Annotated in this window: 30 protein-coding genes; 19 read left to right on the top strand and 11 right to left on the bottom strand. The window is 45.2% G+C overall.

Annotated features, from left to right (window positions below):
- Nucleotides 1–21: 21 nt before the first annotated feature.
- The 4 genes from ACVW2L_RS05075 to ACVW2L_RS05060 are packed head-to-tail and all read right to left on the bottom strand — an operon-like array spanning nucleotide 22 to nucleotide 2110.
- Nucleotides 22–258 carry a hypothetical protein gene (locus tag ACVW2L_RS05075; RefSeq protein ID WP_457126875.1) on the bottom strand — a complete coding sequence of 79 codons (237 nt, stop codon included), beginning with the start codon at nucleotides 256–258 and terminating at the stop codon, nucleotides 22–24.
- Between the two features lies 1 nt (nucleotide 259).
- Nucleotides 260–634 (bottom strand): hypothetical protein, encoded by a 375-nt coding sequence (locus tag ACVW2L_RS05070; RefSeq protein WP_457126874.1) that lies wholly within the window; start codon nucleotides 632–634, stop codon nucleotides 260–262.
- 4 nt (nucleotides 635–638) lie between these two features.
- Nucleotides 639–1712: a DUF932 domain-containing protein gene (locus tag ACVW2L_RS05065; RefSeq protein ID WP_457126873.1), complete on the bottom strand. Its 1074-nt coding sequence runs from the start codon at nucleotides 1710–1712 to the stop codon at nucleotides 639–641.
- 38 nt (nucleotides 1713–1750) lie between these two features.
- Nucleotides 1751–2110 carry a single-stranded DNA-binding protein gene (locus ACVW2L_RS05060; RefSeq protein WP_457126872.1) on the bottom strand — a complete coding sequence of 120 codons (360 nt, stop codon included), beginning with the start codon at nucleotides 2108–2110 and terminating at the stop codon, nucleotides 1751–1753.
- A 471-nt stretch (nucleotides 2111–2581) separates the two neighbouring features.
- Between ACVW2L_RS05060 and ACVW2L_RS05055 the strand changes: the two genes are divergently transcribed.
- The 7 genes from ACVW2L_RS05055 to ligD (ACVW2L_RS05025) all read left to right on the top strand — a co-directional run bounded on the left by ACVW2L_RS05055 (nucleotide 2582) and on the right by ligD (ACVW2L_RS05025) (nucleotide 8480).
- The gene (locus ACVW2L_RS05055; protein WP_457126871.1) at nucleotides 2582–2908 is read left to right on the top strand and encodes an ArsR/SmtB family transcription factor; all 327 of its coding nucleotides are present in this window, start codon (nucleotides 2582–2584) and stop codon (nucleotides 2906–2908) included.
- The gene (locus ACVW2L_RS05050) at nucleotides 2905–3384 is read left to right on the top strand and encodes an SRPBCC family protein (protein WP_457126870.1); all 480 of its coding nucleotides are present in this window, start codon (nucleotides 2905–2907) and stop codon (nucleotides 3382–3384) included. The genes ACVW2L_RS05055 and ACVW2L_RS05050 overlap by 4 nt, the downstream gene beginning before the upstream one ends.
- Nucleotides 3381–4220, top strand: coding sequence for an alpha/beta fold hydrolase (locus ACVW2L_RS05045; protein ID WP_457126869.1), 840 nt, complete (start codon nucleotides 3381–3383; stop codon nucleotides 4218–4220). The genes ACVW2L_RS05050 and ACVW2L_RS05045 overlap by 4 nt, the downstream gene beginning before the upstream one ends.
- 104 nt (nucleotides 4221–4324) lie before the next feature.
- The gene (locus tag ACVW2L_RS05040; protein WP_457126868.1) at nucleotides 4325–4720 is read left to right on the top strand and encodes a TraR/DksA family transcriptional regulator; all 396 of its coding nucleotides are present in this window, start codon (nucleotides 4325–4327) and stop codon (nucleotides 4718–4720) included.
- 4 nt (nucleotides 4721–4724) lie between these two features.
- The gene (locus ACVW2L_RS05035) at nucleotides 4725–5486 is read left to right on the top strand and encodes an HAD-IIB family hydrolase (protein WP_457126867.1); all 762 of its coding nucleotides are present in this window, start codon (nucleotides 4725–4727) and stop codon (nucleotides 5484–5486) included.
- 145 nt (nucleotides 5487–5631) lie between these two features.
- The gene (locus ACVW2L_RS05030) at nucleotides 5632–5799 is read left to right on the top strand and encodes a hypothetical protein (RefSeq protein WP_457126866.1); all 168 of its coding nucleotides are present in this window, start codon (nucleotides 5632–5634) and stop codon (nucleotides 5797–5799) included.
- A 53-nt stretch (nucleotides 5800–5852) separates the two neighbouring features.
- The gene (gene ligD / locus ACVW2L_RS05025; RefSeq protein WP_457126865.1) at nucleotides 5853–8480 is read left to right on the top strand and encodes a DNA ligase D; all 2628 of its coding nucleotides are present in this window, start codon (nucleotides 5853–5855) and stop codon (nucleotides 8478–8480) included.
- On the opposite strand, the gene ACVW2L_RS05020 is transcribed toward ligD (ACVW2L_RS05025), so the two are convergent.
- Entirely contained in the window at nucleotides 8475–8900 is a 426-nt protein-coding gene (locus tag ACVW2L_RS05020) for a hypothetical protein (protein ID WP_457126864.1), read from the bottom strand. The two genes, ligD (ACVW2L_RS05025) and ACVW2L_RS05020, sit on opposite strands and share 6 nt — an antisense overlap.
- Nucleotides 8901–8969: 69 nt before the next feature.
- Here ACVW2L_RS05020 and ACVW2L_RS05015 point away from each other — a divergent pair, with 69 nt between their 5' ends.
- From ACVW2L_RS05015 to ACVW2L_RS05005, 3 genes are read left to right on the top strand one after another with little or no spacing between them, the layout of a single operon-like run.
- Entirely contained in the window at nucleotides 8970–9161 is a 192-nt protein-coding gene (locus ACVW2L_RS05015) for a hypothetical protein (RefSeq protein WP_457126863.1), read from the top strand.
- A complete protein-coding gene (gene ligD, locus ACVW2L_RS05010) occupies nucleotides 9161–10915 on the top strand; it encodes a non-homologous end-joining DNA ligase (RefSeq protein WP_457126862.1) in 1755 nt (584 codons plus the stop codon). Before ACVW2L_RS05015 ends, ligD (ACVW2L_RS05010) begins: the two co-directional genes overlap by 1 nt.
- A 13-nt stretch (nucleotides 10916–10928) precedes the next feature.
- The gene (locus ACVW2L_RS05005) at nucleotides 10929–11705 is read left to right on the top strand and encodes an HAD-IIA family hydrolase (protein WP_457126861.1); all 777 of its coding nucleotides are present in this window, start codon (nucleotides 10929–10931) and stop codon (nucleotides 11703–11705) included.
- 16 nt (nucleotides 11706–11721) lie between these two features.
- On the opposite strand, the gene ku is transcribed toward ACVW2L_RS05005, so the two are convergent.
- Both ku and ACVW2L_RS04995 read right to left on the bottom strand, forming a co-directional pair.
- Nucleotides 11722–12492: a non-homologous end joining protein Ku gene (ku, locus tag ACVW2L_RS05000; RefSeq protein ID WP_457126860.1), complete on the bottom strand. Its 771-nt coding sequence runs from the start codon at nucleotides 12490–12492 to the stop codon at nucleotides 11722–11724.
- Nucleotides 12489–12761 carry a hypothetical protein gene (locus ACVW2L_RS04995; protein WP_457126859.1) on the bottom strand — a complete coding sequence of 91 codons (273 nt, stop codon included), beginning with the start codon at nucleotides 12759–12761 and terminating at the stop codon, nucleotides 12489–12491. The genes ku and ACVW2L_RS04995 overlap by 4 nt, the downstream gene beginning before the upstream one ends.
- A 348-nt stretch (nucleotides 12762–13109) precedes the next feature.
- Here ACVW2L_RS04995 and ACVW2L_RS04990 point away from each other — a divergent pair, with 348 nt between their 5' ends.
- Nucleotides 13110–13523, top strand: coding sequence for a VOC family protein (locus tag ACVW2L_RS04990; protein ID WP_457126858.1), 414 nt, complete (start codon nucleotides 13110–13112; stop codon nucleotides 13521–13523).
- A 409-nt stretch (nucleotides 13524–13932) separates the two neighbouring features.
- Nucleotides 13933–14142: a helix-turn-helix transcriptional regulator gene (locus tag ACVW2L_RS04985; RefSeq protein ID WP_457126857.1), complete on the top strand. Its 210-nt coding sequence runs from the start codon at nucleotides 13933–13935 to the stop codon at nucleotides 14140–14142.
- A 482-nt stretch (nucleotides 14143–14624) separates the two neighbouring features.
- Here ACVW2L_RS04985 and ACVW2L_RS04980 read toward each other — a convergent pair whose 3' ends face one another.
- Together ACVW2L_RS04980 and ACVW2L_RS04975 are read right to left on the bottom strand one after the other, a co-directional pair.
- Nucleotides 14625–15347 (bottom strand): LytR/AlgR family response regulator transcription factor, encoded by a 723-nt coding sequence (locus ACVW2L_RS04980; protein ID WP_457126856.1) that lies wholly within the window; start codon nucleotides 15345–15347, stop codon nucleotides 14625–14627.
- Complete coding sequence (locus ACVW2L_RS04975) at nucleotides 15344–16450, bottom strand: sensor histidine kinase (protein ID WP_457126855.1); 1107 nt, start codon at nucleotides 16448–16450, stop codon at nucleotides 15344–15346. Before ACVW2L_RS04975 ends, ACVW2L_RS04980 begins: the two co-directional genes overlap by 4 nt.
- Before the next feature lie 195 nt (nucleotides 16451–16645).
- Here ACVW2L_RS04975 and ACVW2L_RS04970 point away from each other — a divergent pair, with 195 nt between their 5' ends.
- Genes ACVW2L_RS04970 through ACVW2L_RS04960 form a run of 3 tightly spaced genes read left to right on the top strand, consistent with a single transcriptional unit; the run spans nucleotide 16646 to nucleotide 18928 of the window.
- Nucleotides 16646–17491, top strand: a complete 846-nt coding sequence (locus ACVW2L_RS04970; RefSeq protein WP_457126854.1) for an ABC transporter ATP-binding protein — start codon at nucleotides 16646–16648, stop codon at nucleotides 17489–17491.
- Complete coding sequence (locus ACVW2L_RS04965) at nucleotides 17488–18249, top strand: hypothetical protein (RefSeq protein WP_457126853.1); 762 nt, start codon at nucleotides 17488–17490, stop codon at nucleotides 18247–18249. Before ACVW2L_RS04970 ends, ACVW2L_RS04965 begins: the two co-directional genes overlap by 4 nt.
- 1 nt (nucleotide 18250) lies before the next feature.
- Nucleotides 18251–18928, top strand: a complete 678-nt coding sequence (locus ACVW2L_RS04960; RefSeq protein WP_457126852.1) for a hypothetical protein — start codon at nucleotides 18251–18253, stop codon at nucleotides 18926–18928.
- Nucleotides 18929–19104: 176 nt separating this feature from the next.
- On the opposite strand, the gene ACVW2L_RS04955 is transcribed toward ACVW2L_RS04960, so the two are convergent.
- A complete protein-coding gene (locus ACVW2L_RS04955; RefSeq protein ID WP_457126851.1) occupies nucleotides 19105–19617 on the bottom strand; it encodes a lipocalin-like domain-containing protein in 513 nt (170 codons plus the stop codon).
- 93 nt (nucleotides 19618–19710) lie between these two features.
- Here ACVW2L_RS04955 and ACVW2L_RS04950 point away from each other — a divergent pair, with 93 nt between their 5' ends.
- Both ACVW2L_RS04950 and ACVW2L_RS04945 read left to right on the top strand, forming a co-directional pair.
- The gene (locus ACVW2L_RS04950) at nucleotides 19711–20550 is read left to right on the top strand and encodes an AraC family transcriptional regulator (RefSeq protein ID WP_457126850.1); all 840 of its coding nucleotides are present in this window, start codon (nucleotides 19711–19713) and stop codon (nucleotides 20548–20550) included.
- Between the two features lie 116 nt (nucleotides 20551–20666).
- On the top strand, nucleotides 20667–23813 hold the full coding sequence (locus ACVW2L_RS04945) for a DUF3427 domain-containing protein (protein ID WP_457126849.1): 3147 nt from the start codon (nucleotides 20667–20669) through the stop codon (nucleotides 23811–23813).
- 18 nt (nucleotides 23814–23831) lie between these two features.
- On the opposite strand, the gene ACVW2L_RS04940 is transcribed toward ACVW2L_RS04945, so the two are convergent.
- On the bottom strand, nucleotides 23832–24212 hold the full coding sequence (locus ACVW2L_RS04940; protein ID WP_457126848.1) for a (deoxy)nucleoside triphosphate pyrophosphohydrolase: 381 nt from the start codon (nucleotides 24210–24212) through the stop codon (nucleotides 23832–23834).
- 57 nt (nucleotides 24213–24269) lie between these two features.
- On the opposite strand from ACVW2L_RS04940, the gene ACVW2L_RS04935 reads away from it, so the two are divergent.
- A complete protein-coding gene (locus tag ACVW2L_RS04935; protein ID WP_457126847.1) occupies nucleotides 24270–25367 on the top strand; it encodes an HNH endonuclease domain-containing protein in 1098 nt (365 codons plus the stop codon).
- Nucleotides 25368–25499: 132 nt separating this feature from the next.
- Nucleotides 25500–25757 carry a hypothetical protein gene (locus ACVW2L_RS04930; RefSeq protein WP_457126846.1) on the top strand — a complete coding sequence of 86 codons (258 nt, stop codon included), beginning with the start codon at nucleotides 25500–25502 and terminating at the stop codon, nucleotides 25755–25757.
- Nucleotides 25758–25764: the final 7 nt, after the last annotated feature.

The raw sequence follows: 25764 nt of genomic DNA, 5'->3' as shown, positions 1-25764 counted from the left end.
TTACAGCAGTCACATTTTTATTTAGGCGAGGCCCGCGATCAAAAGCAAAAACAAACCGGTCAGACCCAAGATATTAGCGATCAGCAGCAGCAGACATTCCAAAAATCTAATGACGAGCGCGCTGCTGTAACTGCCAAAGTGCTCCACCCCACCAAATCCCCTGCGGTTGAATCTGCGCCTGCCTACCCAATAGCGGATAAACAGGCACGCGGCTACTAACAGCAAACCGCAGGGGATGATCATTTGATGAGTTTTCATATCAGCCGAATAAGAGTGCCACTGCCGGCTTAAATTTCGGTTCGGCCTGCTTGTCCTGTTGGGTATACTGCAGCAGCGCGTGCGCGGTAAACAAGGCCATAAATCCGCCGAAGAGCTGGTCCGCGAACACGGGCGCACTATTAGCGAGGTCAGCCGGGTATTTGGCGAGCACGTCTTTGGTCTCCTGCGCCAGTACAAACCACATTTCAACGGCGAATAACTGGTCTTTCCACTCGGCACCGATCCGCTCCCGATCGTTCAATACCGTTTCGGTCAACTCCGCGAGATACCCCAAAAACTGGGGTATCTCGTTGCTGAGTAAGCTGTGCAAAAGCCTTGCTTTCTGCACATTGTTCAATATTTTTAATGGCTGCATATTCTTAGTTTTTAATGAAGTTTAAAGCATCAGCGCCCTGACTGGCAAAGTTCCGGCAAAGATCAAAAGCGACCTGCGCGCGCTGCTTGGCGGTGCCATCCATGATGGACTTAAATTTGGCGTCCCCGTCCTTGAAGCTGCGCACGTTCTGGTAGTAGCCCGTGATCGCGTTGTAAGCGCCGAACACCGTTCCGGCTGTCGTGTCCATCTGCTGAGTCGGGTTGCCCATCGCATAAGCGAAGGCATTGTCGACGATGTTGGTATAGGTAGTGGAAAGCTTATCCGCCAAACCCAGCTCCAGATTGCTGATCACTTCTTTATTCGGCGCCATAGCCAGCTGGATCAGTTTTTTTACCTGAACATCAGTAATGCGCACCTTCGCCCAATGATTAAAGAGTTCTTCCAGTTCGCCGGCCATCACCTGCGAGATGCCCATTAAGGTATGCGCTTGCTTTAAGCGGTCGTTCGCCGAGGCGGTGTGCCTGATCTTGATCCCGTTGGAGTGGTTCCGTAAAGCGGCATTTAAGGTGTTGTTACAAACGATGCGGGTCGGCGTAAACGCGGCGGTGATGCTGCCAAAGCCGTCATGCGAGGTGGTCAGGAACAAATATTGCTCGATCAGGTCCTGTTTACCGACCTTGATATAATCCGGCAGCTTGGCCGTGATAAATATCCGCTCCCCCTTGCCTAATGCGCCGGCGGTCTCATATTTGATCCCGCTGCCGCCACCTACGATCGCATCAAAGAACTGGAAGGCATCCGCGTTCTGTACCACGGCATAATCTTTACCCACTACCCCCAGCACCGCGTCGTTATCCGTGCGCACGGTCGCGTAAAAATCAGGGACGTCAATAGAAGGAAAAGCCAGATCGGTGTCGATATTGTCCAGCCCGAGGGCGGCGCCATTGGTAAACAGGGGCCGCTTCTCTACGAAATAATCCAAACCGGCATAGCTGATCGCTTCCGCGCTGGTGGCGTGATCTTCCACGATCTGCCCCAGTCCATGCCATGCTTTTTCCTTTACACTAAAAAAACTGTGTTTTGCTGTCTGCTCGTTATAAAAAATGTTGTGCGCCATGATCTTAAATTTTAAATGTTTTTAACTCAATGAATTCCTTAGGCTGCTGCCTGATTCTTCCGGTTTCCCTTAACCTTCACCGCTTCCGCCTTACGTGAAGCACCTAAAAAGGTGATCTCGTTGGTATGAAAGTTCAGGCTCGCCATGGGCTCGCCGTCCCGGCTTACCCAAGGTTTCGCGCTGATATGGCCGAACAGCTGCACCAATAAGCCTTTGGTTAAATAAGGCGCTACGGCCGCCGAACGCCAGTAAGCGCAATCAATAAAGGTGGTCTCTTCCCTTTGCTCGCCACCCGATACATACCGGCGGTTCACCGCCACCCTGAAATTGGTTACTGATTTGTCCCCTTCGATGTTCCTTACGGCAGCGTCTGCTACCAGTCTTCCTGTGATTTCCATGACCTTAAATTTTAGTCGTTTAAATTTGTTAATTAATGAATTACGCTGCTTTCCCTTTACCTCAGCGACCCTCCCGGATAGCTATTTTTCAAAAGAAAAAACGGTAAAAAAGAAAGTCAAAAGAGCGGTCGTAAAGCCGGAGCGGGAGAACTATAAGTCCCGGAGGGTGGCCAGAACAAGGTGGAGGACATTATGCGTTCGTACGAAACGACTGACCGAGATTGACGCCGCTTTTGTCCGTTTTCTTTGGAAAATAGCGTAAGTGGCTACTTACTCCAAGCAGTCCATCCCTTAAAGTGGTCCCGCAAATACGGGAACCGTTTTTGCACAAACTGCGCAGGCTTTTGCAGCGCAGCAAAAATGCCGGAAGTATAACCGGATGTCGGCAGCTGATTTACCAAATAAAAATTTTGATTTAAAATTTGCACAACCAAATGGTTGTATTATATTTGGCAACCATTTGGTTGTATAATGATAGAAAGAAGAGACGTATTCCAGGCCATTGCTGATCCTACCCGGCGCATGATCATCCAGAAATTATCGGCCGGCCCTTTAAACATCGGGCAGATCATCGAAGATTTTGACATCAGCCGGCAAGGTATTGCCAAGCACATCAAGGTACTCCAGGAATGCGGTATCCTTACGGTTACCCAAAAAGGCAGGGAACAATACTGCGAGGCCCGGCTGGAGCAACTGGACGAAGTGGTCGATTGGGTGAGTGCATCCCGCAAACTCTGGAACCAACGCTTCGCCAAACTTGACCAATTTCTGGCCGCAACAAAAAACGAACAAAAATGAGCACTACACCAAAAGAACTATTAATTAGTCACCTTTTCGACGCCCCGCAGGAGGCGGTTTTCCAGGCCTGGACAGATCCGGAACAATTAAAACACTGGTATGCACCCGATGGCTGTACCATTGAATATAAGTCCATCGATGTTAAACCCGGCGGACACTTTCATTCCTGCATCCACGACCCAGAACATGGCGATTGCTGGATCACCGGCACTTACGTGGAGGTGTCCCCACCAGACAAACTGGTGCTGACCATGGCACTTTCCAATGAACACGGACAAGCCACGAACGCGCTGGAAGCCGGTAAACCCGAAGACTGGCCTGCCGAGATCCTGACAACGGTTACCTTCCGAACAATAGCGGGGCAAACCCAGGTAACCATTCATCAAACGGTTGCCGAAGCAGAAGCGAAGAAAACCGGGGCTTATCAAAGCTGGATCAAAATGTTCCATAAATTGAATCAGCTGCTAACCCAATGAAAAAGTCACTCGCTTTCATCGGAACCGCCATCCTCTTATTATTATCGCTCATGAGTCAAAATTCCATCGCTCAAAGTGGCTACGCCAAGGTTAACGGCCTTGACCTATACTACGAGATCTATGGAAAGGGAAAACCGCTTATCCTGATCCACGGCGGCGGTTCCACTATGGAAACGACCTTTGGCCGCGTGATCCCGCTGTTTGCCAAACACCGCAAAGTGATAGCGGTGGAATTACAGGCCCACGGCCGGGCCGGCGACCGGGACCAGGATCTTTCTTTTGAGCAGGACGCTGATGATGTTGCTGCGCTTCTGAAGATATTAGAAATCGACAAAGCTGATTTTTTCGGATTCAGCAATGGCGGGACCACTGCCGTCCAGATCGCCATCCGTCACCCGGAGCTGGTCAATAAGCTGGTTTTAGGTTCGGCGTTATGCAAGCGTACTGGTGTTTCGCCGCAGTTCTGGGACTTTATGAAACAGGCCAGTTTAGCCAATATGCCCGCGGAACTAAAAGCAGCCTATTTAAAAGTTGTACCCGATAAAGTCCGCCTGCAAACCATGCATGACCGGGATGTGAAAAGAATGCTCAACTTTAAAGACATACCTGACCAGCAGATCGAAGCCATTAAGGCACCAACACTCATCATTAACGGCGACCAGGACGTGATCAGGACTGAGCATGCCCTAGAACTGCATAAACAAATTGCAGGTTCGCAATTGATGGTCATCCCCGGTGTTCACGGCGAATATATCGGGGAGATCACTACGCTGGGATCGCATAGCCATGAGGCCGTGTACGTCGTGCCTATGGTCGAAACCTTCCTGGATAAATAGCTGCTGATAACGGCATCAGTCCAGCGCTAGAACACATGACCGTCATCTCCTCTAGCAGTACGAAATTCTTATCAACCTTTTAACAGGATCGTTGTTAGGAACACATGCAAACAGAAAACATCACCCATAGCGATAAAACCAAATACAGCGACGCCGAACTGAACGAGTTCAGGGAACTGATCACCGGAAAGATCAAAGTAGCCAGAGAAGAGCTGAACGACCTTGCGAGCACCCTGAGCGCTTCCAACACCAATGGTGATGATGCGGCTATCGCCGGAAAAACACTGGAAGACGGCTCCGCTACTATGGAGAAAGAGCAAACCAATCAACTAGCCGCACGACAAAAGAAATTCATTGAGCAACTGGAAGCCGCGATGATGCGCATCGACAACAAGACCTACGGCATCTGCCGCACCACCGGTAAACTGATCCCCAAAGAGCGGCTGCGCGCAGTACCCCACACCACCCAAACGATGGAAGCCAAATTAAAACAAGCCTAACCGGATGAAAAAGCTGGTCATTTTTGATCTGGACGGCACCCTGGCCGAAAGTAAGGCCGCGATCGACGACGAAATGGCGTCGATCCTGTCCAACCTACTGACCGTGGCCCAGGTAGCGATCATCTCCGGTGGTGACTGGCCGCAGTTTCAAAAACAGGTGCTGGCGCACCTGCCGCATACCGATCTCAACAAGCTATCGATCCTGCCCACCTGCGGTACCAAGTATTTCAACTACGAGCATGGCTGGCAGCAGCTGTATGCAGAAAACTTTACCGCCGATGAAAAAGAACTGATCACAACAGAACTATCAAATGCAGTAAAAGCCTCCGGCTTTGAAGCGAAGAAGACCTGGGGCGAACAGATCGAAGACCGCGACAGCCAGATCACCTACTCAGCCCTGGGACAAGCCGCTCCTATCGAAGAAAAAAAGAAATGGGACCCTGATTTTGCCAAGCGCAGGCAGATCAAAAAAACACTGGATAAAACGCTGAAAGGCTTTGCCGTCAACATGGGCGGCGCTACCTCCATCGACATCACCAAACCCGGCATCGATAAGGCCTACGGCATCAAAAAATTGAAAAAAGTCCTGAACATCAAAATTGCCGACATGATCTTTATCGGCGACGCCCTCATGGAAGGCGGCAACGACCACCCCGCCTACAAAACAGGCGTCGCCTGCATCAAAGTGCGCGGTCCTGAAGACACCAAGCGTGTGATCGAAGGGATTATGGTTTGCCTGGGCTTCAAGCCGCCACAGCTCATTTAAACCGTTATTTGTCGTTTCCTCCATATACCGTTACAAATTTCATTCCTGGCGTAACGCACGCTAAATGTCTTTGCCTCAGCAATTCATCTTAAAACCCTTTGGCCAAGTTCTTGTTATCATTAAAACATTACCTGATAACGAAAATATGTCAACAAGAGGAGCAAAAGTGGAAAGAAGTTCCGTATCGGAACAGCCGCACGAATTAAAATACGAAGCAAAAAAAACCGGAACGTCTGCTGACAAAGTAGCAACTGCAAAAAGATCAACCGGCTCTAACCAGCGTGAAACCGTTGAGAAAAAACTGAAGAAATGATAGCTGTTTCGTTGTAAACTGATTATCCAGCCCCGTAAGGGGCTTTGTTGTCTATGGCAGAACTTGAAAAATACAAAGCCAAGCGGAATTTTAAAAAGACCGCGGAACCGTCCGGAGGAGAACCCGGTACGGACAAACTGTTGTTTGTCGTTCAAAAGCATGATGCTTCGCATTTACATTATGATTTCCGGCTGGAGGTTAAAGGCGTTTTGAAAAGCTGGGCGGTACCCCGCGGGCCGTCGATGGATCCTGAGGAAAGGCGGCTTGCCATGCCCGTTGAAGACCATCCTTACGATTATAAGGATTTTGAGGGAATCATTCCCAAAGGACAATACGGCGGCGGCACGGTCATTGTCTGGGACGAAGGCTGGTATGAACCGGCTGTGGAGGAAAAGCTGAAAGACAAGGCAGCAAAGGAACATTGGATGATGTCCAATTATTACAGGAATGCTTTAAAGATCACCCTGCATGGGCATAAACTTAAAGGTGATTTCATCCTGATCAAATTCAAAGAAGATAAATACGAAGGCGGGTGGCGGCTGATCAAAGCAGATGACGAATATGCCAGTAAAGCAGATATCCTCCTTAAAGATAAGTCGGTGATATCAAAAAAAACGATTGAGCAGATGGCCGGAACTGAAGACGCAGCTATCTGGGAGAGTAACCGTGCACAGGATAACACGGAAAATAAACCAACGAAAGAAGAAAACACAGCAGATCTGAAAAGGCAAGGCATCAAAAAGGCTATGCCCAGATCGGTGAAGCCCATGCTATGTACGCTTACCAAAGAAGTAGTGCCGGATGAAGATTACCTATACGAGGTGAAATGGGATGGCTACAGAATCATTTCCTACGTCGCCGATGGTAAGGTCCGCATGGATTCCCGAAGTGCCCTCGATTACACTAAAAAATATCCGCCGGTTGCCAAAGCCCTGAAAGAGCTTGGCCATGATGCGGTACTGGATGGCGAGGTTGTTGTATTTAACGAGGAAGGCAAGCCCGACTTCGATGCCCTGCAACTGTACAACGGCCACTACACGCCTATTAATTATTGTGTGTTCGACATCCTGTGGTTGGACGGTTACAATTTAATGGACCTGCCGCTCAGTGACCGCAAAGCCATCCTGAAAGAACTGGTAGCTGATCATGAAGTGTTACGCTACAGCGAATCGTTTGATGACGGCGAAGCCTTATACCAGCAGGCCCTCGACCTGGATCTGGAAGGCATTGTAGCTAAAAGGAAAGACAGCGCGTATAGTCCTGACGCCCGCGATAGCAGGTGGCTGAAGACCCCAACGCGAAAACGCCAGGAATTTGTGATTGGCGGTTGGGCGGAATCCGATAAGGTGCGTTCTTTCAGGTCGCTGCTTTTTGGTGCCTATAATGCTAAAGGCGACTTCGAATGGATCGGCCGCTCGGGTGGCGGCTATAAACAAAGCGAGATGGCGGGCATTCTTAATCAGCTTCAACAACTCGAAACGGATCAAACCCCTTTCGTCAATAAAGTGCTGGATACTAAAGGCGCGAAGATCCATTGGGTCAACCCGGAACTGGTGGCAAATTTTGAATTTGCGACCTGGACGAAAACGGGTCGTATCCGTAAACCGGCGACCTTTCTGGGCTGGCGGCTCGATAAAAAGGCAAAAGATGTGGTGCGGGAAGTCCCCTTAAGTGCTGAACAGGAGCAAGAAATCCAGCAGGAACCCGAAGTAACCAAACTGGTTGTACCGGCTGCCGACAGCAACTGGCCAAAAATTCACCATAAGAAAATTCATTCCGAGCGTGACTTTGAATTTGGCGGCCATACGCTGACCATGAATAATATTGAGCAGGACCTCTGGCGGGGTATTACCAAAGCCCGGCTGATCCTATATTATCATAGTATCTGCAGTTATATATTGCCGCATCTGAAAGACAGGCCCTTATCCCTGCATATCAAACAGGATGGCGCAAACGCGCCCGGCTTCTATATCAAGGATATGGAAGGGAATGAGCCAGACTACCTGGATATATTTGCAGATCAGCGGCGGCATAAAAAGAAGGGTAAGCGCGATCAGATTGATTACGCCGTCTGCAACAACGAAGCCGCTTTGCTCTACCTCGTTAACCTCGGCAATATTGATCTGAATCCCTGGAGTTCACGGACTGATCACCCTCAGCATCCTGATTTCATCAGCATTGACCTGGATCCATCGGATGAAGACTTCGGGAAAGCGATCAAAACCGCTCAGGCGGCAAAAAAGGTATTTGACCAATTGAAGCTGCAAAGCCTGGTCAAAACTTCCGGGAAAACAGGGATCCACTTATTTCTGCCCTGCGAAGGCTTTACCTATCCGCAGGCGCGCACGTTAGCGGAGAAGATCTGTGAAATGGTATGTGCGGAAGTCCCCGATATTGCCACCACAGATGTCACGATCGAGCATCGCGGCACTAAGCTGTTTGTTGACCCCAGCCAAAATGATTATGCCGATACCCTGGCCAGCGTTTATTCCGTCAGACCCTATAAACATCCGACCGTTTCGACGCCGCTGGAATGGAAAGAAGTTAAGGATAAGCTCGATCCCGGCAAATTTACCATGGACACGGTCCCGGACAGGCTGGAGAAAAAGGGAGACCTTTTCAAAAACCTGAATGATCCAAAGATCAAAGCGGCAAACGCGAAAGCGCTAAAGAAACTATAAACTCACTTCTCCGTCCTCATCATAAAGATGACGCAGGTTATCATTCAATAGCACGCCCTGGTGTTTAATAAGGACATCGTTATACCACCGGCAGTAAAAGTTAGCGGTAGCGGACTGCGCCGTCGGGCCCTCGGCGGTAACGCCTTCCGCCAGGTTCCGACCATATTCAATGAAGATCAGGTCATCTTCCAGCCAGCTGCATAGTTCCGTCAGCGGAACGTTCAAACGTTCAGAGATCGCCTTTAAGTCGACCAAATTTTCTTCCGCTTTCACGATATCTTCACGCTCCGGACTATGGTCGTCCGGATGCTCCGTATCCAACACTTCGGCTACTGCATCATTGGCCAGGCCGGTCAGCTCGCTCGCTTCGTCGCGGCTGATATTCATCTGCCGCGCTACATAACTTAACACATCTTCCATATTTCTATAACCCTCCCGCACCACGTCAAGTTTTAAAAACTTGAAGCAAATAAAATTTGTTATCTATTTATGAACGAGGAGCAAATACCAAAAGATGAAGCCGATGAGATCGGTGGTACGCTGGAAAGCGAGAACGAAGTGAACAGCGCGATTGAAGAGCAGGGCGATGATGCTGCTGCAGGTATCCTGCGGGATACCGATGCGGCCAAACAGGAGCAAAAGAGGGAATCTCCTAACCGTGATCTGGAAGGCGCACCTTAATGAAGATCGCCAGTTATAATATCAACGGAATTAACGGCCGGCTGGACAATCTGCTCCGTTGGCTGAAAGAAGCCGACCCGGATATTGTTTGCCTGCAAGAGCTGAAATGCGAGGATAAGAAGTTTCCTGAAACACAGTTAAGGGATGCCGGATATCATGCGATCTGGCATGGCCAAAAGAGCTGGAATGGTGTAGCGATACTTTCCAAAACGGAAATTAAGGAGCTCATGCGCGACCTGCCCGGTGAGGATCATGAATTTACGCACAGTCGTTACATCGAGGCGTTTACCCATGATCTGGTGATCGGCTGCATCTACCTGCCTAACGGCAATCCCTGGCCTGGCCCAAAGTTCGACTACAAACTGCGCTGGTTCGAGCGGCTGGCCGAACACGCGAAGGATCTGGTTAACCGGGAATTGCCGGTACTGCTCATCGGCGACTACAACGTCATGCCGACTGACCTGGACACCTACAAGCCCGAAAAATACATGACCAATGCGCTATTCCGGCCTGAAAGCAAAGCTGCCTATCAAGCGCTGGTCGGCCAGGGCTGGACAGATGCCATCCGGACTTTACATCCGGGCGAGCGTATCTATACGTTTTGGGATTATTTACGCAAGGCTTATGACCGGAACGCCGGTTTGCGTTTAGACCATTTTTTGCTGAATAAAGCGGTCTCGCCGCAATTACTGGAAGCGAAAGTAGATAAGCACGTGCGCGGCTGGGAAGGCAGTAGCGATCATGCGCCGGTCTGGATAAGATTAGCTGGCAGTGAATCACCAGCACCAAAAAACAAGGCGATGAAAAAAATAACGTTACCCAAAAGTTTCCTGGCAGAAGGCAGGGACAGCCAAACGGTCAAGGTTGACGGCTGCCCGCTCACCTTTAACCATTTAAGCAAAGTCTACTGGCCGGAAGACGGCATTACCAAACGGGACATGTTCAACTACTACGACCAGGTCGCTGAATATATGGTGCCCTATCTGAAAGACCGGCCCATGTCGCTCAACCGGTTTCCGAACGGCATACACGGACCTAGTTTTTACCAGAAGAATGTAAAAGACAAAGCGCCGGACTGCATGGCCACGATGCCGCATACGAATGATAAAGGCGAGGAAAAGGAATACCTGGTTGCCACCAATAAAGCCAGCCTGCTCTGGATGGCTTCCCTCGGCTGTATTGAGATCAACCCCTGGTTTTCACGGGTGCAATCGCCCGATAACCCGGATTTTTGCGTTATCGACCTCGACCCGGATAAACAACATTTTGATCAGGTGATCAGTGCCGCGCAGGAAGTTAAAAAGGTCCTGGATGCCATCGGTGTAACTGCTTACCCAAAAACCTCCGGTTCTACCGGCATGCACATTTATATCCCGATGGGCGCTGAATATAGTTATGACCAAAGCCAGATGTTTGCCAAGATCATCGTTACGCTGGTACACAAACAGATCCCCGGGTATACCAGTCTGGAACGCATGGTCAAAAATCGCGGAGGTAAGATGTATCTCGATTTCCTGCAAAACCGGCCGGATGCCACCATTGCGGGTGTTTATTCGCTGCGCCCTAAGCCCGGCGCAACCGTTTCTATGCCGCTGAGCTGGGACGAGGTTAAACCGGGACTGACCATGCGGGACTTCACCATCCATAATGCCATGGATCGGCTGAGGGAAACCGGCGACCTCTTTGAGGGCGTGCTCGGCACGGGAATTGACCTGATGTCTACGATACAAAAAGCACAAAGTATATTTTCTTAATTAAGAAGCGGATATGAAATACGGGTTAATGATCGATATGGACGGCGTGATCTACGCCGGTGAAGAACTGATCAAGGGTGCGGATGAGTTTGTTAAAAAGCTGCTCGACCAAAATATTCCATTTACTTTTCTTTCCAATAATAGTTCGAAAAGCCGGGGGGATGCCGTAGAGAAGCTGGCCAAAATGGGCATTGAGGTTACTGAAGATCATATTTATAGCAGCGCCATGGCTACAGCGACATTTCTAACCGAATATTATCCCGGTTGTAAAGTGCATGTACTTGGGGAAGGTGGTTTACTAAAAAGCCTGAAAAACGCGGGTATAGCGATGGTCGATCAAAAGCCGGACATCGTGCTTTTAGGTGAGGGCCATGAATTCAGTTTGGATAAGGTACACGCGGCGGTGGATATGATTCTTGACGGGGCCAGGTTTATCGCCACCAACCGTGATCCCTCGCCGCGTCGCTCAGGCTGGAATAACCTCGGTATCGCGGCAACCGCCGCCATGATCGAAGAGGCCAGCGGCCGTCAGCCCTTTGTGATCGGCAAACCCAGCCCGGTCATGATGCGGTCAGCCGCTGCCTACATGAAATTAAAGCCGGAAAATATTACCGTTATCGGGGATACGATGGAAACGGATATTATCGGCGGTATCTATATGGGTTTTAAAACCGTCCTCGTTTTATCCGGCATTGCAGATGAAGACCAGCTGATCCGTTATGGTTACCGTCCGAATCTCGTCATACGGTCGGTAAGTGAAATTGAGTTTCCGTTCAAGTGGTGGAAGTAAGGCATAACAATTATCCTCAAGCCCCTTTTTTTGCGGTTAAACTACTCATCAACTGATCGTAAAGGTCATCGCTTTTAGCCGCTTTCGGTTTAAGCTTCTTGATCGTTGGACGTTTGCCTTTCGCCTTCTGTTCGATGATATTCATCAACTCCGTATGATACTCATCCTTATATTTGGATAGATCGAGCGGTTCAGCGTATTGGTCGATCAACGCCAAACCCATTTTTAATTCTTTTTCACTGACTTTAATCCCGTCATCCAGCTTCAGTTCGTCCTGCTCGCGAATTTGCTGCGCAAAACGGATGCGTGTTACTACGGTGGCTTTATCTACCGGGTGCACAATGCACAGGCTTTCCGTACTTCGTAAAACAAAGCGCGCAAGGCCCGCTTTTTTTGACTTTTTTAGTGCTTCCAGCAAAAGTGCGTAAGCTTTATTGTTTTTGGTGGCAGGCTCGGTATAGTAAGAGGTCTCGTAATACATAGGATTTACAGAGGCCACATCTACAAAGCTTTCAATCTCGATGACCTTCGTCTTTTCTGGCGCTGCTGCTTCAAAATCTGCGTCCTCAATAATCACATAGTCATCATCATATTTATAGCCTTTGACGATCTTATCGTAAGGAACTTCCTTTTTCGTGTTCTCATTTACCCGCTGAAACTTGATATGCGCATGGTCACGGCTGTCCAGCATGTCCAGGTCAAGCCTGGTTTCCTGTACGGCTGAAAATAATTTAATGGGGATGCTTACCAAGCCGAAACCAATCGACCCCGTCCAGATACTTCTCATAGCTTTATTTTTCTAATGTTATCGTTCAGGCCATGCGGATGATGCGCTTCAATCTGATCAGCCAGGAGATGAAGAATCTCCTCATTAACGTTACCGGGATTTTGGCAGATCTGCAGGAAATCGTGTCCGTCGGGCGTAAAACTGGCTACATAAGCACCATTCTCGTAAACGCGGTATTTACATTTATCTTCGTCATGATGCACATACTCCCCCACCTCAAAGTGGTGAATTTCATTGTCCTTATTGATCGTGATCGGGTAATTATCCATATGTATAACAACTACTACAGACCCGTTTTGTTTAAAACGGGTGACGTGGATATTACGGAGATACTTACGTTTTATAGCATTAGTCAATAGTCGTCATCAACGTGTTCGGCTCTGAGCATAAAAGAAGTCTAATCGCCTGAAAAGGCAGGTCAGGCTCAATGTTGATTAAACAATAAAAAAACAAACAAACAAATAATAATGAGCGGTTATTCAATAAGGCCGTCATTTAACAAACCAATCGCTACCGGCCAAATAAGGTCTGTATGCGGTTGCCCCCCCGTTACTGGATGCATTAGCCGCTATGTTAGCAACTTAAATGACGGAATTCTCTGAATAATTAACTAATTTGTGGATCAAGCATCGAACGTGAAACAATCAATTATCCATATCGCTCTTTTAGTTCAGGATTATGATCACGCTATTGAGTTTTATATCAACAAACTGCAATTTACCCTCCTGGAGGATACGCAGCTTCCAGATGATAAGCGATGGGTATTAGTTAAACCTCCCGGCGAAAGCGCCTGTAGCCTTTTGCTTGCAAAAGCCGCAAACCAAGAGCAATTACTTTCCGTTGGTAACCAGAGCGGTGGCAGGGTTTTCCTGTTTTTAGAAACGGACGACTTTTACCGCGATTATAGCCAAATGAAAACTAAAGGTATCCATTGTGTGCGCGAGCCCAAAATTGAAAGCTATGGTACTGTTGCCGTTTTTGAAGACCTGTACGGAAACCTATGGGATCTTATTCAACGAAATAACTCGTAAGAATGCGATAATATCCCTGATCTTCTCTAAACAGACAGCTTTAATGCCACGCCCTATTCCTCTCCATCTGATTGGCCCTACTTTTGCAATCACTCAGCAGGCATTTTGATACCCCACCCATTTTAAGGTATAGAGCTGTTATTTGTCGCAAAAGGTCAACTCCCCTCCTGCTATTCCTGATAATATTGTGAACAGGAAATCTACATATCGTCTATAGCGAAACAACACCGCCGGCCTTAAACCTTAGAGGACTGGAAAACCGGAGTCAACTTTTAAACAACCAGGAAGCGTAATTGATCTTCAACGAATACTAACCCCGATAGGGTATAATACTCACGTCACTAGGCATAATCCCGTTAGGGTATAATTAATAAATTTAATTTACGTTTGTACCCGAAAGGGTATAAATATGTTATCGGAGTATTTAAAGAAAAAGAGGAAATCGTTAAATCTTACACAGGAAGACCTGGCGGCAAAGGCAGGTGTTGGGCTTAGGGTTGTTCGTGAGATGGAACAGGGAAAACCAACATTACGTATGGATAAAGTGAATCAAGTCTTAAGCTTATTTGGCTCAGAACTCGGGGTGGTATTAAAAGCAAAAAACGATGAGTATTGCTAATTGTTTTTTCTCTTTTATCTTGTATCCCGGCATTAAACGCAATAATAGCTGCTTTACGTAAGAAAATCAGTTGGGCCAGAGTTCCAGTAATGGTTTTACCAATGATTAGCCTCATGTGCTTAATTTGGGCTTCTACAAGCTTCTTCAAAGTGCTAAATTCGACTTAATTGATGTATAGTTTTAGCGTTATGAGTTCTATTTCTCTTGGTATATATTTTGGAACGTTGCTGTTCGGCGCTTTATCTACCTTTAATTTGTTTTTGCTTTTCAAAAATCTTAAAAATATGCCAAGCCGCTTACAACCTGGTATATGCTCATTACTGCAATATCGCTGTTTAGGCTCACAATAATTTTATTATCAAATGGTTGGATTGGTCTTAGAACATGGGCCATGTGATTTATCCAAATTACAACAAAACAATAAACGGTTACTAGCAGTTTAAGGTCATTTACTTGACTTTCAAAGTCCGAGCATTGAAAACTTATATACGCAAAGCCGACAGTAAATTATCCCGGTAATTGAGACTTATCGGAATTGCTACTTCACCCAATTCCGCCGTGTTTCCTTTGATTGACAATATCTTCGAAAGGTTAACGATATAGGAACGATGAACGCGCAGAAACTTTTCTTTTGGCAGGGTATCTTCAAAAAGCTTAAGGTGCATACTGGCTAAAAGGCGTTTATCTTCCAAGTATACTGAACTGTAATCCTTTTCTGCCTGTATATAACTGATCTGATCATAGTTAACGCGAACCAACCTGGTATCCTGCTTAATAAAAAGGTAATCTGCAGCGGCTACTGGAGGGTGTCGCGGTGATTGGTCTGCGGCCTTAAAAGTAAGTCGTTCCTTTGCCTTTTGTACGGCTTGGCAAAAACGTTCGTAAGTAACCGGTTTTAATAAATAATCAACAGAGTTAAGTTCAAAGCCTTCTATCGCATATTCCTGATAAGCGGTTGTAAAGATCACCAATGGCGGTTGGCGCAAAGAGCGCAGAAAATCAGTGCCCGTTATAACAGGCATCTGGATATCCAGAAAGATCAGGTCAACCTGGTGCTGATACAAACCTTCATAGGCCTCCGTTGCGTTCATGCAACTTTTGAGCAGTTTTAAACCCGGCGTTTTTTCTAAGTAGCCGGTCAGGATGTCCCGTGCGATGGGTTCGTCATCAACCACCATGCAGTTAATTTGCGTGTTATTGGTCATAAACTGATCTCCAGGTTAACTGCGTAAAATTGTGCATTTTTTTTTACCTCGTAAGTGTATTTACCGGCATAGTACAGATCTAGCCTTTTCTTTAAATTTTTCAGGCCGATCCCGCCGCCTGCATTGAGCTGGCGGTTTTCATCCAAAGCGTTGGTTACCTTAAAGGTTAGCCTCTCAGCCTGAGTATAAAGTTGAATTGTGATCGTGGCTCCAGGCTCATCGGCGCTGTATTTGAAAGCGTTTTCAATCAGCGGAACCAGTAATAATGACGGTAAAACGTGATTATCTTCATGGATGTCGAGGTTAGCCGTCACCGTTGTATGATTAAGCCTGATTTTTTCCAGCTCGATGTAATCCCGTAAAAGATCTACCTCCTTTCGCAGCGGCATTTGATCAGTACCCGGACTATGAAGTGTATAACGCATAAATTCAGCTAACCGGGCTACAATACCGGCTGCTTTATTGTTCTCATTTTTCAGGATCAACCCATAAATATTATTGAGTGAATTGAATAGAAAATGCGGATTCACCTGCGATTTTAGAAAGTTAAATTCCAGTTCTACATTTTCTTTAGCCAGTTGAACAGCCGCCAGTTGCTGCCGGAATGCCCCCAGGGCTATCTTGATGGCTACCGGCACGCTGAGCGAAAAGAGGAGTGATATAAGGACGCCCATACTGGCTATTTTGGCAAACAAACGGTTCAACAAGTCGCTCTGCAAAAAATGATAATAGCCGTTGTTATGCGCCTTTAACTCAGCCATGCAAGCAGCACAGTTCAGCAGCATGGCATTTTCAGATAAGGTAATTCCCAACGTATACAGGATCAATAAAACAATAATCCCAATGATACCCGACCCATACTTTTTTGCTTTAAGCAAAGGAACACACCAATAAATCAAAGGATAATATACCAGTATAAGATTTATGGTATTTACACCTGCCAACTGCCACATGAACAAATTGGCGAAATTATCATAAGTATTAAATGAAATTGAATTGTTATACCAATTTAACAAAAGGCAGCCTAACCAAAAAAGTACATGCACCATTATTCGTAAGCGGGTGTAACTGTGCAGCCTGGTTATTACATATTCAAAATTCATTCACTAATTTCCATTAAAATAAGTTACAAGAATAAACTTTCCGACCAACCTGCCTTTTTTAACAATGAAAGCGCCTGCTCAAGCAATGAAATAAAAAAAATTGTACTACTTGCTGGAAAAGTCCAAATAGACCTGTCTGTTTGCCCACTCGTCGATTTTATTTTTCCCGATACCAGATTAAGCGTCCATTTGATCATGATCACGATCAACAATTTAAGCTACCGTTATAGCAAACATAAAAAATTATTCAACGGGCTCAACCTGCAAATGCAGGCCGGTAAGATTTATGGACTGCTCGGAAAAAACGGTGCGGGTAAATCTACACTGATGAAAACCATTACAGGTTTGCTTTTACCTTATGAAGGAACTTGTACCGTAAACGGTCTGTTTCCTTTTAAACGGGAGGCGGGATTTTTGGAGCAATTGTTTTTTATACCGGAGGAGTGCTATCTGCCGCCATTAAGTATTGAGCGTTTCTTAGCTATTTATGCGCCGTTCTATCCCGCATTCAGTTACCTGGCTTTTGAGGACTATTTGAAAGAGTTCAACATTTCTCCCGACGGAAGTCTTCACCAACTGTCGTTTGGTCAAAAAAAAAAGACCTTCATTGCCTTCGGACTGGCGGCCAATACCCGTTTACTGGTAATGGACGAACCCACCAACGGGCTCGATATCCCCTCGAAAGCACAGTTCCGTAATATCATGAGCCGGGCCAGCAGGCCCGATCAGGTAATTCTGCTTTCTACCCATCAGGTGCGTGATCTGGATGATCTGATCAGCTCCGTAATAATAATGGATGACAGCCGGATCTTGTTACATGAAGAAAAGGACCGAATAATGGCATTGCTGAGTTTTTACAATAAGCACCAGCATACCATACAGGACGATATTTTATATGAAGAACAAACGCCCAATGGTTTGGTTGCCATGTGCCGCAACAGCCATAACGCGGCAACTTACGTAGACCTGGAAATATTATTCAATGCCACCTTAAGTAACCCTTTTCTTATCAATTCCATTTTCAATTCCAAGCTATCATGAAATTTATCCATTTCACCCTGTTACTTAAACGGCAGTGGTTCGAGAACCGTAAAGCCTGGCTGGTCGGTTCAGCCGCCATAGCGGCTATCCTCGCTTTTCTATTCCTGCTGGCCTGGCAATGGCAAACCAGTTTTAACGGCGATACGCCACATGGCATTTTCCTGATCTTGTTATTTGGAGGGGGCGGCGTCTTTATGTCCTCGCTGTTAAAAGATTTAGGCAATAAACAAAAGGGCATCTGGTTGCTGATCCTTCCCGCCTCTTCCGCCGCCAAACTGGGCATTGCCCTGTTGTATGGTATCCTCGCCTACCTGGCGGCCTATTTTATTTTGTTTCTTGGTGTTAAGGCGTTAATAGTAGCTATCGTAGCGCCCAGCGGATCGTCCTGGGGCAATTTTGACCTGTTTAAAAACGGCTTTTATCAGTTCCTGTTTACATTTATCACTTTTCAGTCTATTATCTTATGGGGCAGTGTTTTCTTTAACAAAAGCCAGTTCTTAAAAACATTGGTACTGATCCTAGCGGGGCTGTTCATTAGTTTTAATGGAAACGCCCTGTTCCTGAGATTATTGACCGGTGAAAAGAACATAGGCGCTACCATGCCCTTGGATAGTTTTCAGTTTACTTATAAAGGCGAAAATATTTATGTCTATCCGCCAGACGCAGCGTTTTTTGCGTCATCACTGTTGTTGTGGGTTGTGGTTCCGGTCTGTCTATGGGTAATCACCTGGTACCTTTTAAAAGAAAAAGAATTATAACATGAAAGCCAGTACAAAATTATTAGCCGCCCTTTTGTTGGTGTTGCTTGCAGCAACCATTTTTATTGACGTTTTGCTCGGAAAGGCTTATTCCAAAATCAATTTGGCCGACCCATTCAAAAGTTATCAGCCCGTGGCCATAAAACCCTTTAAATATCTGCTCATAACAGGTGGAAACGGCTATGCTATTGAAATAAAGCAAGCTGCTCAATTGGATATGAAGGTAATGAACACGAGGAAAAATTTTCTTTCGGTCCGCCAAAGTGGCGATACACTTTTGCTCGGCTTTACCGTACCAAACGGACAATCCATGCGGGACCCGGAAAATATACCGCTGGGGATCATCATCGGCAGCCCGCAGATCACATCGATCATTGCAGATGGCACCAATAATATCCTGACCGGTTGGAAAGCGGATAGTTTAAACTTAACACTTAAAGGCAACGCATCAGTTAATATCAATAGTGCAGCTATTGGTAATTTAACAGCTATCGGCAATCAAAATAGCATCTTTAATTTTCGATCGGCAAGCAAAATTGGACTCCTTAATATAAGGCTTAATAACAATGCCAACGCCTTTTTGAAAGAAATAGATTATTCAACTATAAACCCACAGTTAACAGATAATAGCCAGATCATATTTGGTGCGAAGAGTGCGGGAAAACTTTATTTAAAATAGCAAGCTCACAAATTCAAGTAGGCTTGACCAATGGATACTGGTAGATTTCTCCTAATAGCACCTATACGAATACGGTTCGAATCCAATACAATCTTTCCTATCTGTAAAGTAAAGATTATATTTTTCCGAACCGCTTTTCATCGTAAAACAGGAATGGCGCATTTCAGCGTATACTTTTAAAGCTTTCTCCACACCACTTCGGCAATTACTGCCTTTCCGCCTTGCGTGGTGTGGGTAACAACATAACTAATCTGATTACCGGTATACGTATAGGTTCGTTCCTGATCGATTCCCTCCCAGTTAGGAAACGACGCATGATCTACTTTAAAGGTAATGGTGTGTTTAGCCTCATCCACTGTGTAGGTGCCAAAGTGCGCATTACTGCCTTGTATCAGCGCTTTACTTTCCTCGGGCGTGCAGATATTCTTATCGCCCGACGCGACCTTGGGTCGCACCGCCTTATAGATCTGAATAGCATAGTTTGACCGGTCGTCGAATACCAGCAGGCCTTTTGGATTTTCACCGTAAGGATGTACCCTGCTGCTATCCGGGTAGATATTATCAACCGATACCAGCGTCCAGGTGCCGATCAGCAGTTCTTTTAATGGTTTGTTAGATTTCGTTTTAGTTTGCGCAACTACAATAGGTAAAGTGCCAAACAGTAACAGGGCAGTGATCAGGATTTTCATATGTTTTCATGTTAGTTTTATGGATGTAAAATTATACAGATAGCGGCACCTGTTACTTGTACAAAATTTCACTAAATCTGTATATTAGCCCTGATGAGGAAAGAGAATTTATACCAGCCTTTTGAAATAGAAATTAAAGAGCTGGACCGGTTCCCAAAAACGCCGCGGGCAAATAATTTTTTCGAACTGATCTATATTGTTGATGGCACCGGTGTCCAGTATATCAATAAGAACAGGTTTAATTATCGTAAAGGCAATCTCTTTTTGCTTACGCCTCAGGATGTGCATTCGTTTGAGGTCAACACGGTCACTCAGTTTTTCTTCCTGCGGTTCAATGAATACTTTGTTCAGAACAATGCTTCGAAAGATAAAGCGCTTGTGCAGCGCATGGAATATATCCTGCAAAATGCCAGCCACCGGCCGGGCTGCATTTTAAAGAACAAGGTGGACAAACCGCTTATCGCTTCGCTGATTGAAAGCATCATCCAGGAACAACGTAACCGGCAGATTTACTGCGACACCATCATTACCCAGATGGTGAATACCATCATCACCATTGTGGCCCGTAACATTGCCTTAAAACTCCCCAAGAACATCAAAGAAAACACCGGGGAACCCGTATTGGAAATATTGCACTATATCCAGCAAAATATTTTTGAGCCGCACCTGCTCCGGGCCGAATGTCTGAGTAAAAAGTTTGCGATATCTTTAAGCTACCTGGGCCGCTATTTTAAAAGTCAAACAGGTGAGACGTTGCAGCACTATATTGCGATGTATAAAATGCGTTTAGTAGAGATCCGCCTTCTGCATAGTGATATGCGCATCAATGAGATCGTTAACGAATTAAATTTTACCGATGAAAGTCACCTGAACCGCTCTTTTAAAAAGTACAAAGGCATGGCTCCGTCGGAATTCAGAAAGCTTAATAGTTAATCATCAGATAGGTTTTCGCCATATAAGTCATACTCTAATAATAGAAAATCTCAGAATAAAAAATTCGGGGCTTAATGCTTAGTTTAGGTGATTGCTAAACAAGCATTATCACACTAATGGATCAAAGCCTAGGCCTGTACGAACAACTTATGAATAAGCTTATTTACAATAAGCTTCAATTGCTTAATACTGACCATTTTTTTATCAAAACTTCTTTATTGGATAGAGAAGAAGCTGCTCGCTACTTGAGCGGCTACTTGTCAGAACTGATCAAATTTTCCCTTGCCTCATTAAAGGGTGATGACCGTGTGTTTAAGCAAGTTGAACTATCCAATAAGATCATTCAGTTATTGGTAGAACAACTTCCTGACTTAGATCTGTCGAATGACCTTTTAGAAAGTGATGGACGCTTATTGCAGGCTATATTCTCGAAGCTGGATTCCCCTTACAACGATTTAGAAGAAAGGCTAAAGCAAATCACCCCTTATACTCGTCTAAGTCAAAGTGAATTGTTCACCGGAAATAATGTCGGCATCTCGCTGGAAAGTGAGCTTCGTAAAGAAATTCTTTCCGCTGATGAAATATACTGGCTGGTTTCTTTCATTAGGTACTCAGGGATCAGGATATTTAAAAATGAATTGGAGGAGTTTACCAGTAGTGGCAGGAAATTAAAAATCATTACCACGACTTATATGGGTGCCACTGATCCCAAAGCCATCGAGTTCTTATCCAAATTGCCCAATACCGAAATTAAAATTTCCTATAATACCGATCATGAACGCCTCCACGCAAAAGCCTATCTTTTTATTCGAAACTCAGGTTTCCATACTGGATATATCGGCTCATCCAATCTTTCCAGATCCGCGTTAACGAATGGACTTGAATGGAATCTTAAGGTGACCACCAAAGAGATCAGTCATATTATAGATAAATTCAAGAAAACTTTCGAGACGTACTGGGTAGATAAGGAATTCGAACGCTATCAGCCGGGAATTGACCGCGAAAAATTAAGTCAAGCTTTGCAAATGCAACATGTTGGTCAGACAAATGGCATCATGACCTTTTTTCATTTGAAGCCTTTCCCCTACCAAACAGAGATCTTGGACAGACTTGAATCGGAGCGGGTAGTGCATAATAGGTATAAAAACCTGGTGGTTGCTGCGACAGGTACTGGTAAAACGGTTATCTCAGCGTTTGATTACAAAAGGTTTAAAGATGGCGCATCAAGAGCAAGGTTATTGTTTGTGGCTCACCGTAAGGAGATCCTGGAACAGGCGCAAGCTACTTTTAGACAAGTTCTGCAAGATGCCAACTTTGGAGAACTTTGGGGAGACGGCCAGGAACCTCAAAACTATGAGTATGTGTTCGCATCTGTTTTAACACTTAAAAACCGGCTTACTGATCTACAATTGTCTTCAGACTTTTATGATTTTGTGATCATTGATGAAGTGCACCACTTAAGCGCATCAAGTTATAGACCCATCTTAGAAAGATTCAACCCAAAGGTTTTGCTGGGGTTAACGGCAACTCCGGAACGTATGGATGGAGAAGATATTTTGAAGGACTTTTGCAATACCATTGCTGCAGAAATTCGTCTTCCGGAAGCCCTTAACAGAAAGCTTCTTTGCCCTTTTCAATATTTTGCGGTGTCTGATTCAGTGGATCTGACCAAGGTAAGCTGGCGTAATGGCCGTTATGATATTAATGAACTTACCCGGCTTTATACTTCGGAAGATCGAAGAGTTGGTGAGGTCTTAAACAATTGTGAGAAGTATTTGACGGATGTCCATCAAGTAACGGCACTCGGCTTTTGTGTTAGCCAGGAACACGCCAGGTATATGGCGGAAAAGTTTGCTATTGCTGGGCTAAAAGCAGCATACCTCACGAGCGCTAACGCTCATCAGCGGGACGAGATCCGTCATCAACTGCGAAACAAGCTCATCAATTATGTTTTTGTGGTAGATATCTTTAACGAAGGTGTGGATATTCCGGAGATCGATACGGTATTATTTCTAAGGCCAACCGAAAGCTTAACCGTTTTTCTGCAACAATTAGGGCGTGGTCTGCGCCTGGCTAATGGCAAAGACTGCCTGACCGTATTGGATTTTGTTGGTATGGCGCGTGCGGAATACGACTTCGAGCATAAGTTTCGGGCGCTGATCGGCAAAACACATACTTCCATCCAAAAAGAAGTGGAGAACGAGTTTCCTCATCTTCCGCTGGGCTGCTCCATCGTTTTGGAAAAGAAAGCGCAAGAGATTATTTTACGTAATATCAAGCAAGCATTAGCCCTGAATCGCAATCAGCTCTTAGCACGGATTCGCAGCTTTAAATTGAATTCCACGCTACCTTTCAACTTGCAAAACTTTATCAGCTTCAGCAATTTGGACATCTATCGGATTTACAAAAGAGGCAATTGGAAACGGCTTTGTGCAGATGCAGGGATTATCGAAAACTTTAGCGAGCCATTAGAAGAACGGTTGTATAGTTTTATCTATCGGAGGCTGATTCAAAGTAATTCTTTGAGCTATCTCCAATTCGTCAAAAGTTTCATTGCAAGTGGCTTCCGCTTATCGAATATCACAATAGCAGAACGAGAGCTGCCCTTGTTACTGTACTACGACATCTGGCAAGAATCCGGTGCAAAGATGGGATTTAAGAACTTAGAGGAAAGTTTTAATGCCTTATTGCAGAATACCACAATGCTGGCAGAACTTTTGGAGGTCGTAGATTATTTAATCGAGCAAGTTGACTTTTTAGAAAAAGACATTAACCTCGGTTTTCCATTTCCACTTAAGGTTCATGCCCGCTATAGCCGAGATCAAATTCTGACTGCGATAGGACTTCACACTTTTGACAAAGCAGCCTCTAACCGTGAAGGGGTGGCTGAAAATAAGGCCCTAAAAGTGGAGGCTCTCTTTGTAACTCTTAAAAAATCAGAAAAAGAATATTCCCCGACAACCTTATACGATGACTATGCCATCAACGAAGAACTGTTTCACTGGCAATCTCAAAACAGTACGACTCCAGAGTCCATAAAAGGTAAATCCTACATTAATCATAGAGAGCTGGGAAAACGAATATTATTATTTGTTCGGGAGCAAAACGATAATGAATACGGCTTAACCATGTCCTATGTTTTTCTTGGAGAAGCGGTTTATGTTCAATCTTCCGGAGCGAGGCCAATGAATATTACCTGGCGACTCAAGGAACTTATGCCAGCATCCATATGGAAAGAAAGTGCTAAACTGGCTATCGGTTAATATAGTTGGAATGTACGATCAAGTTTTTGTCAAAGTGGCAATAAACGGAATATCTGCTGGTGCCAATCGATATTCAGATAACCGCTCAGGTAATACCCAATGCACATCGTCGTGATCTGAAAGTGTGATACCTCCATGAAGATAAGTGCAGCGATAAGCTTTTAATGAGACCGTCTTATGGCCATAATCGTAAATGCTTTCCATCAAAAAGTCATCGACCTGGATATGAATACCAAGTTCTTCCTCGATTTCACGCAGCAAACAGGCTTCTGGCGTTTCACCTAATTCAATTTTACCACCAGGAAACTCCCAGTAACCAGCTAAATGCTTTTCGGGGCCTCTTCTCGCAATTAAAACATGCTCATCTTTATAGATAACAGCAGCAGTAACAGGGATCATAATGCAAGGTAATAATTTTGAAGTGCTGTAGAGCGATTACGTTTCTTATATTTAGCCATGGACCAGCAAACCTTCAGGAACATCAATCAAATCCTGGCAAGAGACAATAAGTCATCCACCTATAAGTTCGCTTTACTAAGGGGAACGATAGATTTAATTGAAGACAACTCACCTTTTATTTTACTCAAAGAAAATCGAGCTCATTTTCCCTTAGGACTATTGATCGAAAAGTGGCTGGTTTATTATTACCCACTGGCAAGTGTGCCGCAGATCAACCGGTCTACGCAACTGGCATTTGCAGCGTCGCTAAATGGCATAGTGAATTTTTATGAAATGCGTGGCGGATTTTCAGCGTTTTATAACGATTTGAAAAGCAAAGGAATTCCACAAGAGATACAGCTAGTGTTTATTGAATTGGTAAAAAAGCTTGCAGCAACGATTACCGCAATGCCAATGAAATACCTTGGAACATCGATCTATGGAAAGTACTACGGAATTTATCAATATGAACGCAGTCGAACTAGGCTAACTGACAATATCGACGCAGAATTCCTGATCCACAACTTCGGTGTGTTTTCCATACCCGAGGAGTACTACGAAGCTTTTCAAGTATTAGGCAGTTTTGTGAATGGCCAAGACTCCATTCTATTTAAGTGGGCCGAATTCTCTGTTCAGGCGTCCGGTCAAACTTTAACTACCGCCCAAGTCCTTAATGAAGTTCTGAAAAGCCCGGTAACCGAACGCGATGTACTCGAATCCAAAGCTCTTTACCGCTACATCTTGCAAACACATGGCAAGGTCCGCTGTGTATGGAGCGGGGACACCATTAGCAGGTACGATGTTGATCACATTATACCTTTTACGATCTGGAAAAACAACGACCTTTGGAACTTGCTTCCTGCAAGGGCTGATTTAAATAACAAAAAGCGTGACAAAATCCCCAGCCCAGCTTTAATTCACGAGCGCAGGGAACTCATTATGCACTACTGGGAACTCATACATCAGCATAAACAACAACGCTTTCGCAAAGAGCTGCAGACGGCTTTGTTGGGTTACGATAACTCAACAGACTGGTATGAACCTGCCATAGCTCAACTTGCAAAAAGTTGCAATTATTTGATTTCAACCAGAGGATTTGAACATTGGAATGGTTAAAATTACAGTGCATCCATGAATTGGAGCCAAGCATCACCCATATTTAATTAATGATAATAAATAGTTATCTATTGTTCGGCAACGGAAACCTAACTAGTATAATGATATATTAGGAATATATATTTTTGACCCATGGCAACCAAATTGAAAATTCCTTTTACAGGGAACATTGATCTCATATATAATAAAGCCTTGCAGGAAGCACAGAATCATGAAGGCAAATTCTCTGGGAATAAGTATAAAGGGGATTTTGATTTTAAAGCCTTGGGTGGTCAGTTTACAGGAAATTATCAGGTTAGCGGTAATTTAGTAGAAGTAATCTTTACCAATAAACCGTTCTTAGTACCAAGTATTGTTATCGAAACTTTTCTTAAACAGCATGTTAAGTAACACAGAT

It is taken from the genome of Mucilaginibacter sp. HD30 (genome assembly GCF_054061755.1).
The sequence above is the reverse complement of the archived record's forward strand: the minus strand, read 5'-3'. Positions and strand labels throughout refer to the sequence as shown.

Coding starts and splice junctions, on each gene's coding strand:
- ACVW2L_RS04945 (WP_457126849.1), top strand. CDS start 20,667: ATGGATCAAAGCCTAGGCCTGTACGAACAACTTATGAATAAGCTTATT.
- ACVW2L_RS05065 (WP_457126873.1), bottom strand. CDS start 1,712: ATGGCGCACAACATTTTTTATAACGAGCAGACAGCAAAACACAGTTTT.
- ACVW2L_RS05075 (WP_457126875.1), bottom strand. CDS start 258: ATGAAAACTCATCAAATGATCATCCCCTGCGGTTTGCTGTTAGTAGCC.
- ACVW2L_RS05005 (WP_457126861.1), top strand. CDS start 10,929: ATGAAATACGGGTTAATGATCGATATGGACGGCGTGATCTACGCCGGT.
- ACVW2L_RS04955 (WP_457126851.1), bottom strand. CDS start 19,617: ATGAAAATCCTGATCACTGCCCTGTTACTGTTTGGCACTTTACCTATT.
- ACVW2L_RS05030 (WP_457126866.1), top strand. CDS start 5,632: ATGTCAACAAGAGGAGCAAAAGTGGAAAGAAGTTCCGTATCGGAACAG.
- ACVW2L_RS05035 (WP_457126867.1), top strand. CDS start 4,725: ATGAAAAAGCTGGTCATTTTTGATCTGGACGGCACCCTGGCCGAAAGT.
- ACVW2L_RS04975 (WP_457126855.1), bottom strand. CDS start 16,450: ATGAATTTTGAATATGTAATAACCAGGCTGCACAGTTACACCCGCTTA.
- ACVW2L_RS04965 (WP_457126853.1), top strand. CDS start 17,488: ATGAAATTTATCCATTTCACCCTGTTACTTAAACGGCAGTGGTTCGAG.
- ACVW2L_RS04980 (WP_457126856.1), bottom strand. CDS start 15,347: ATGACCAATAACACGCAAATTAACTGCATGGTGGTTGATGACGAACCC.
- ACVW2L_RS05040 (WP_457126868.1), top strand. CDS start 4,325: ATGCAAACAGAAAACATCACCCATAGCGATAAAACCAAATACAGCGAC.
- ACVW2L_RS05060 (WP_457126872.1), bottom strand. CDS start 2,110: ATGGAAATCACAGGAAGACTGGTAGCAGACGCTGCCGTAAGGAACATC.
- ACVW2L_RS04985 (WP_457126857.1), top strand. CDS start 13,933: ATGTTATCGGAGTATTTAAAGAAAAAGAGGAAATCGTTAAATCTTACA.
- ACVW2L_RS05055 (WP_457126871.1), top strand. CDS start 2,582: ATGATAGAAAGAAGAGACGTATTCCAGGCCATTGCTGATCCTACCCGG.
- ku (WP_457126860.1), bottom strand. CDS start 12,492: ATGAGAAGTATCTGGACGGGGTCGATTGGTTTCGGCTTGGTAAGCATC.
- ACVW2L_RS04950 (WP_457126850.1), top strand. CDS start 19,711: ATGAGGAAAGAGAATTTATACCAGCCTTTTGAAATAGAAATTAAAGAG.
- ACVW2L_RS05020 (WP_457126864.1), bottom strand. CDS start 8,900: ATGGAAGATGTGTTAAGTTATGTAGCGCGGCAGATGAATATCAGCCGC.
- ACVW2L_RS04940 (WP_457126848.1), bottom strand. CDS start 24,212: ATGATCCCTGTTACTGCTGCTGTTATCTATAAAGATGAGCATGTTTTA.
- ACVW2L_RS05045 (WP_457126869.1), top strand. CDS start 3,381: ATGAAAAAGTCACTCGCTTTCATCGGAACCGCCATCCTCTTATTATTA.
- ACVW2L_RS04935 (WP_457126847.1), top strand. CDS start 24,270: ATGGACCAGCAAACCTTCAGGAACATCAATCAAATCCTGGCAAGAGAC.
- ACVW2L_RS05070 (WP_457126874.1), bottom strand. CDS start 634: ATGCAGCCATTAAAAATATTGAACAATGTGCAGAAAGCAAGGCTTTTG.
- ACVW2L_RS05050 (WP_457126870.1), top strand. CDS start 2,905: ATGAGCACTACACCAAAAGAACTATTAATTAGTCACCTTTTCGACGCC.
- ACVW2L_RS04960 (WP_457126852.1), top strand. CDS start 18,251: ATGAAAGCCAGTACAAAATTATTAGCCGCCCTTTTGTTGGTGTTGCTT.
- ACVW2L_RS04970 (WP_457126854.1), top strand. CDS start 16,646: ATGATCACGATCAACAATTTAAGCTACCGTTATAGCAAACATAAAAAA.
- ligD (WP_457126865.1), top strand. CDS start 5,853: ATGGCAGAACTTGAAAAATACAAAGCCAAGCGGAATTTTAAAAAGACC.
- ACVW2L_RS04930 (WP_457126846.1), top strand. CDS start 25,500: ATGGCAACCAAATTGAAAATTCCTTTTACAGGGAACATTGATCTCATA.
- ligD (WP_457126862.1), top strand. CDS start 9,161: ATGAAGATCGCCAGTTATAATATCAACGGAATTAACGGCCGGCTGGAC.
- ACVW2L_RS04995 (WP_457126859.1), bottom strand. CDS start 12,761: ATGGATAATTACCCGATCACGATCAATAAGGACAATGAAATTCACCAC.
- ACVW2L_RS05015 (WP_457126863.1), top strand. CDS start 8,970: ATGAACGAGGAGCAAATACCAAAAGATGAAGCCGATGAGATCGGTGGT.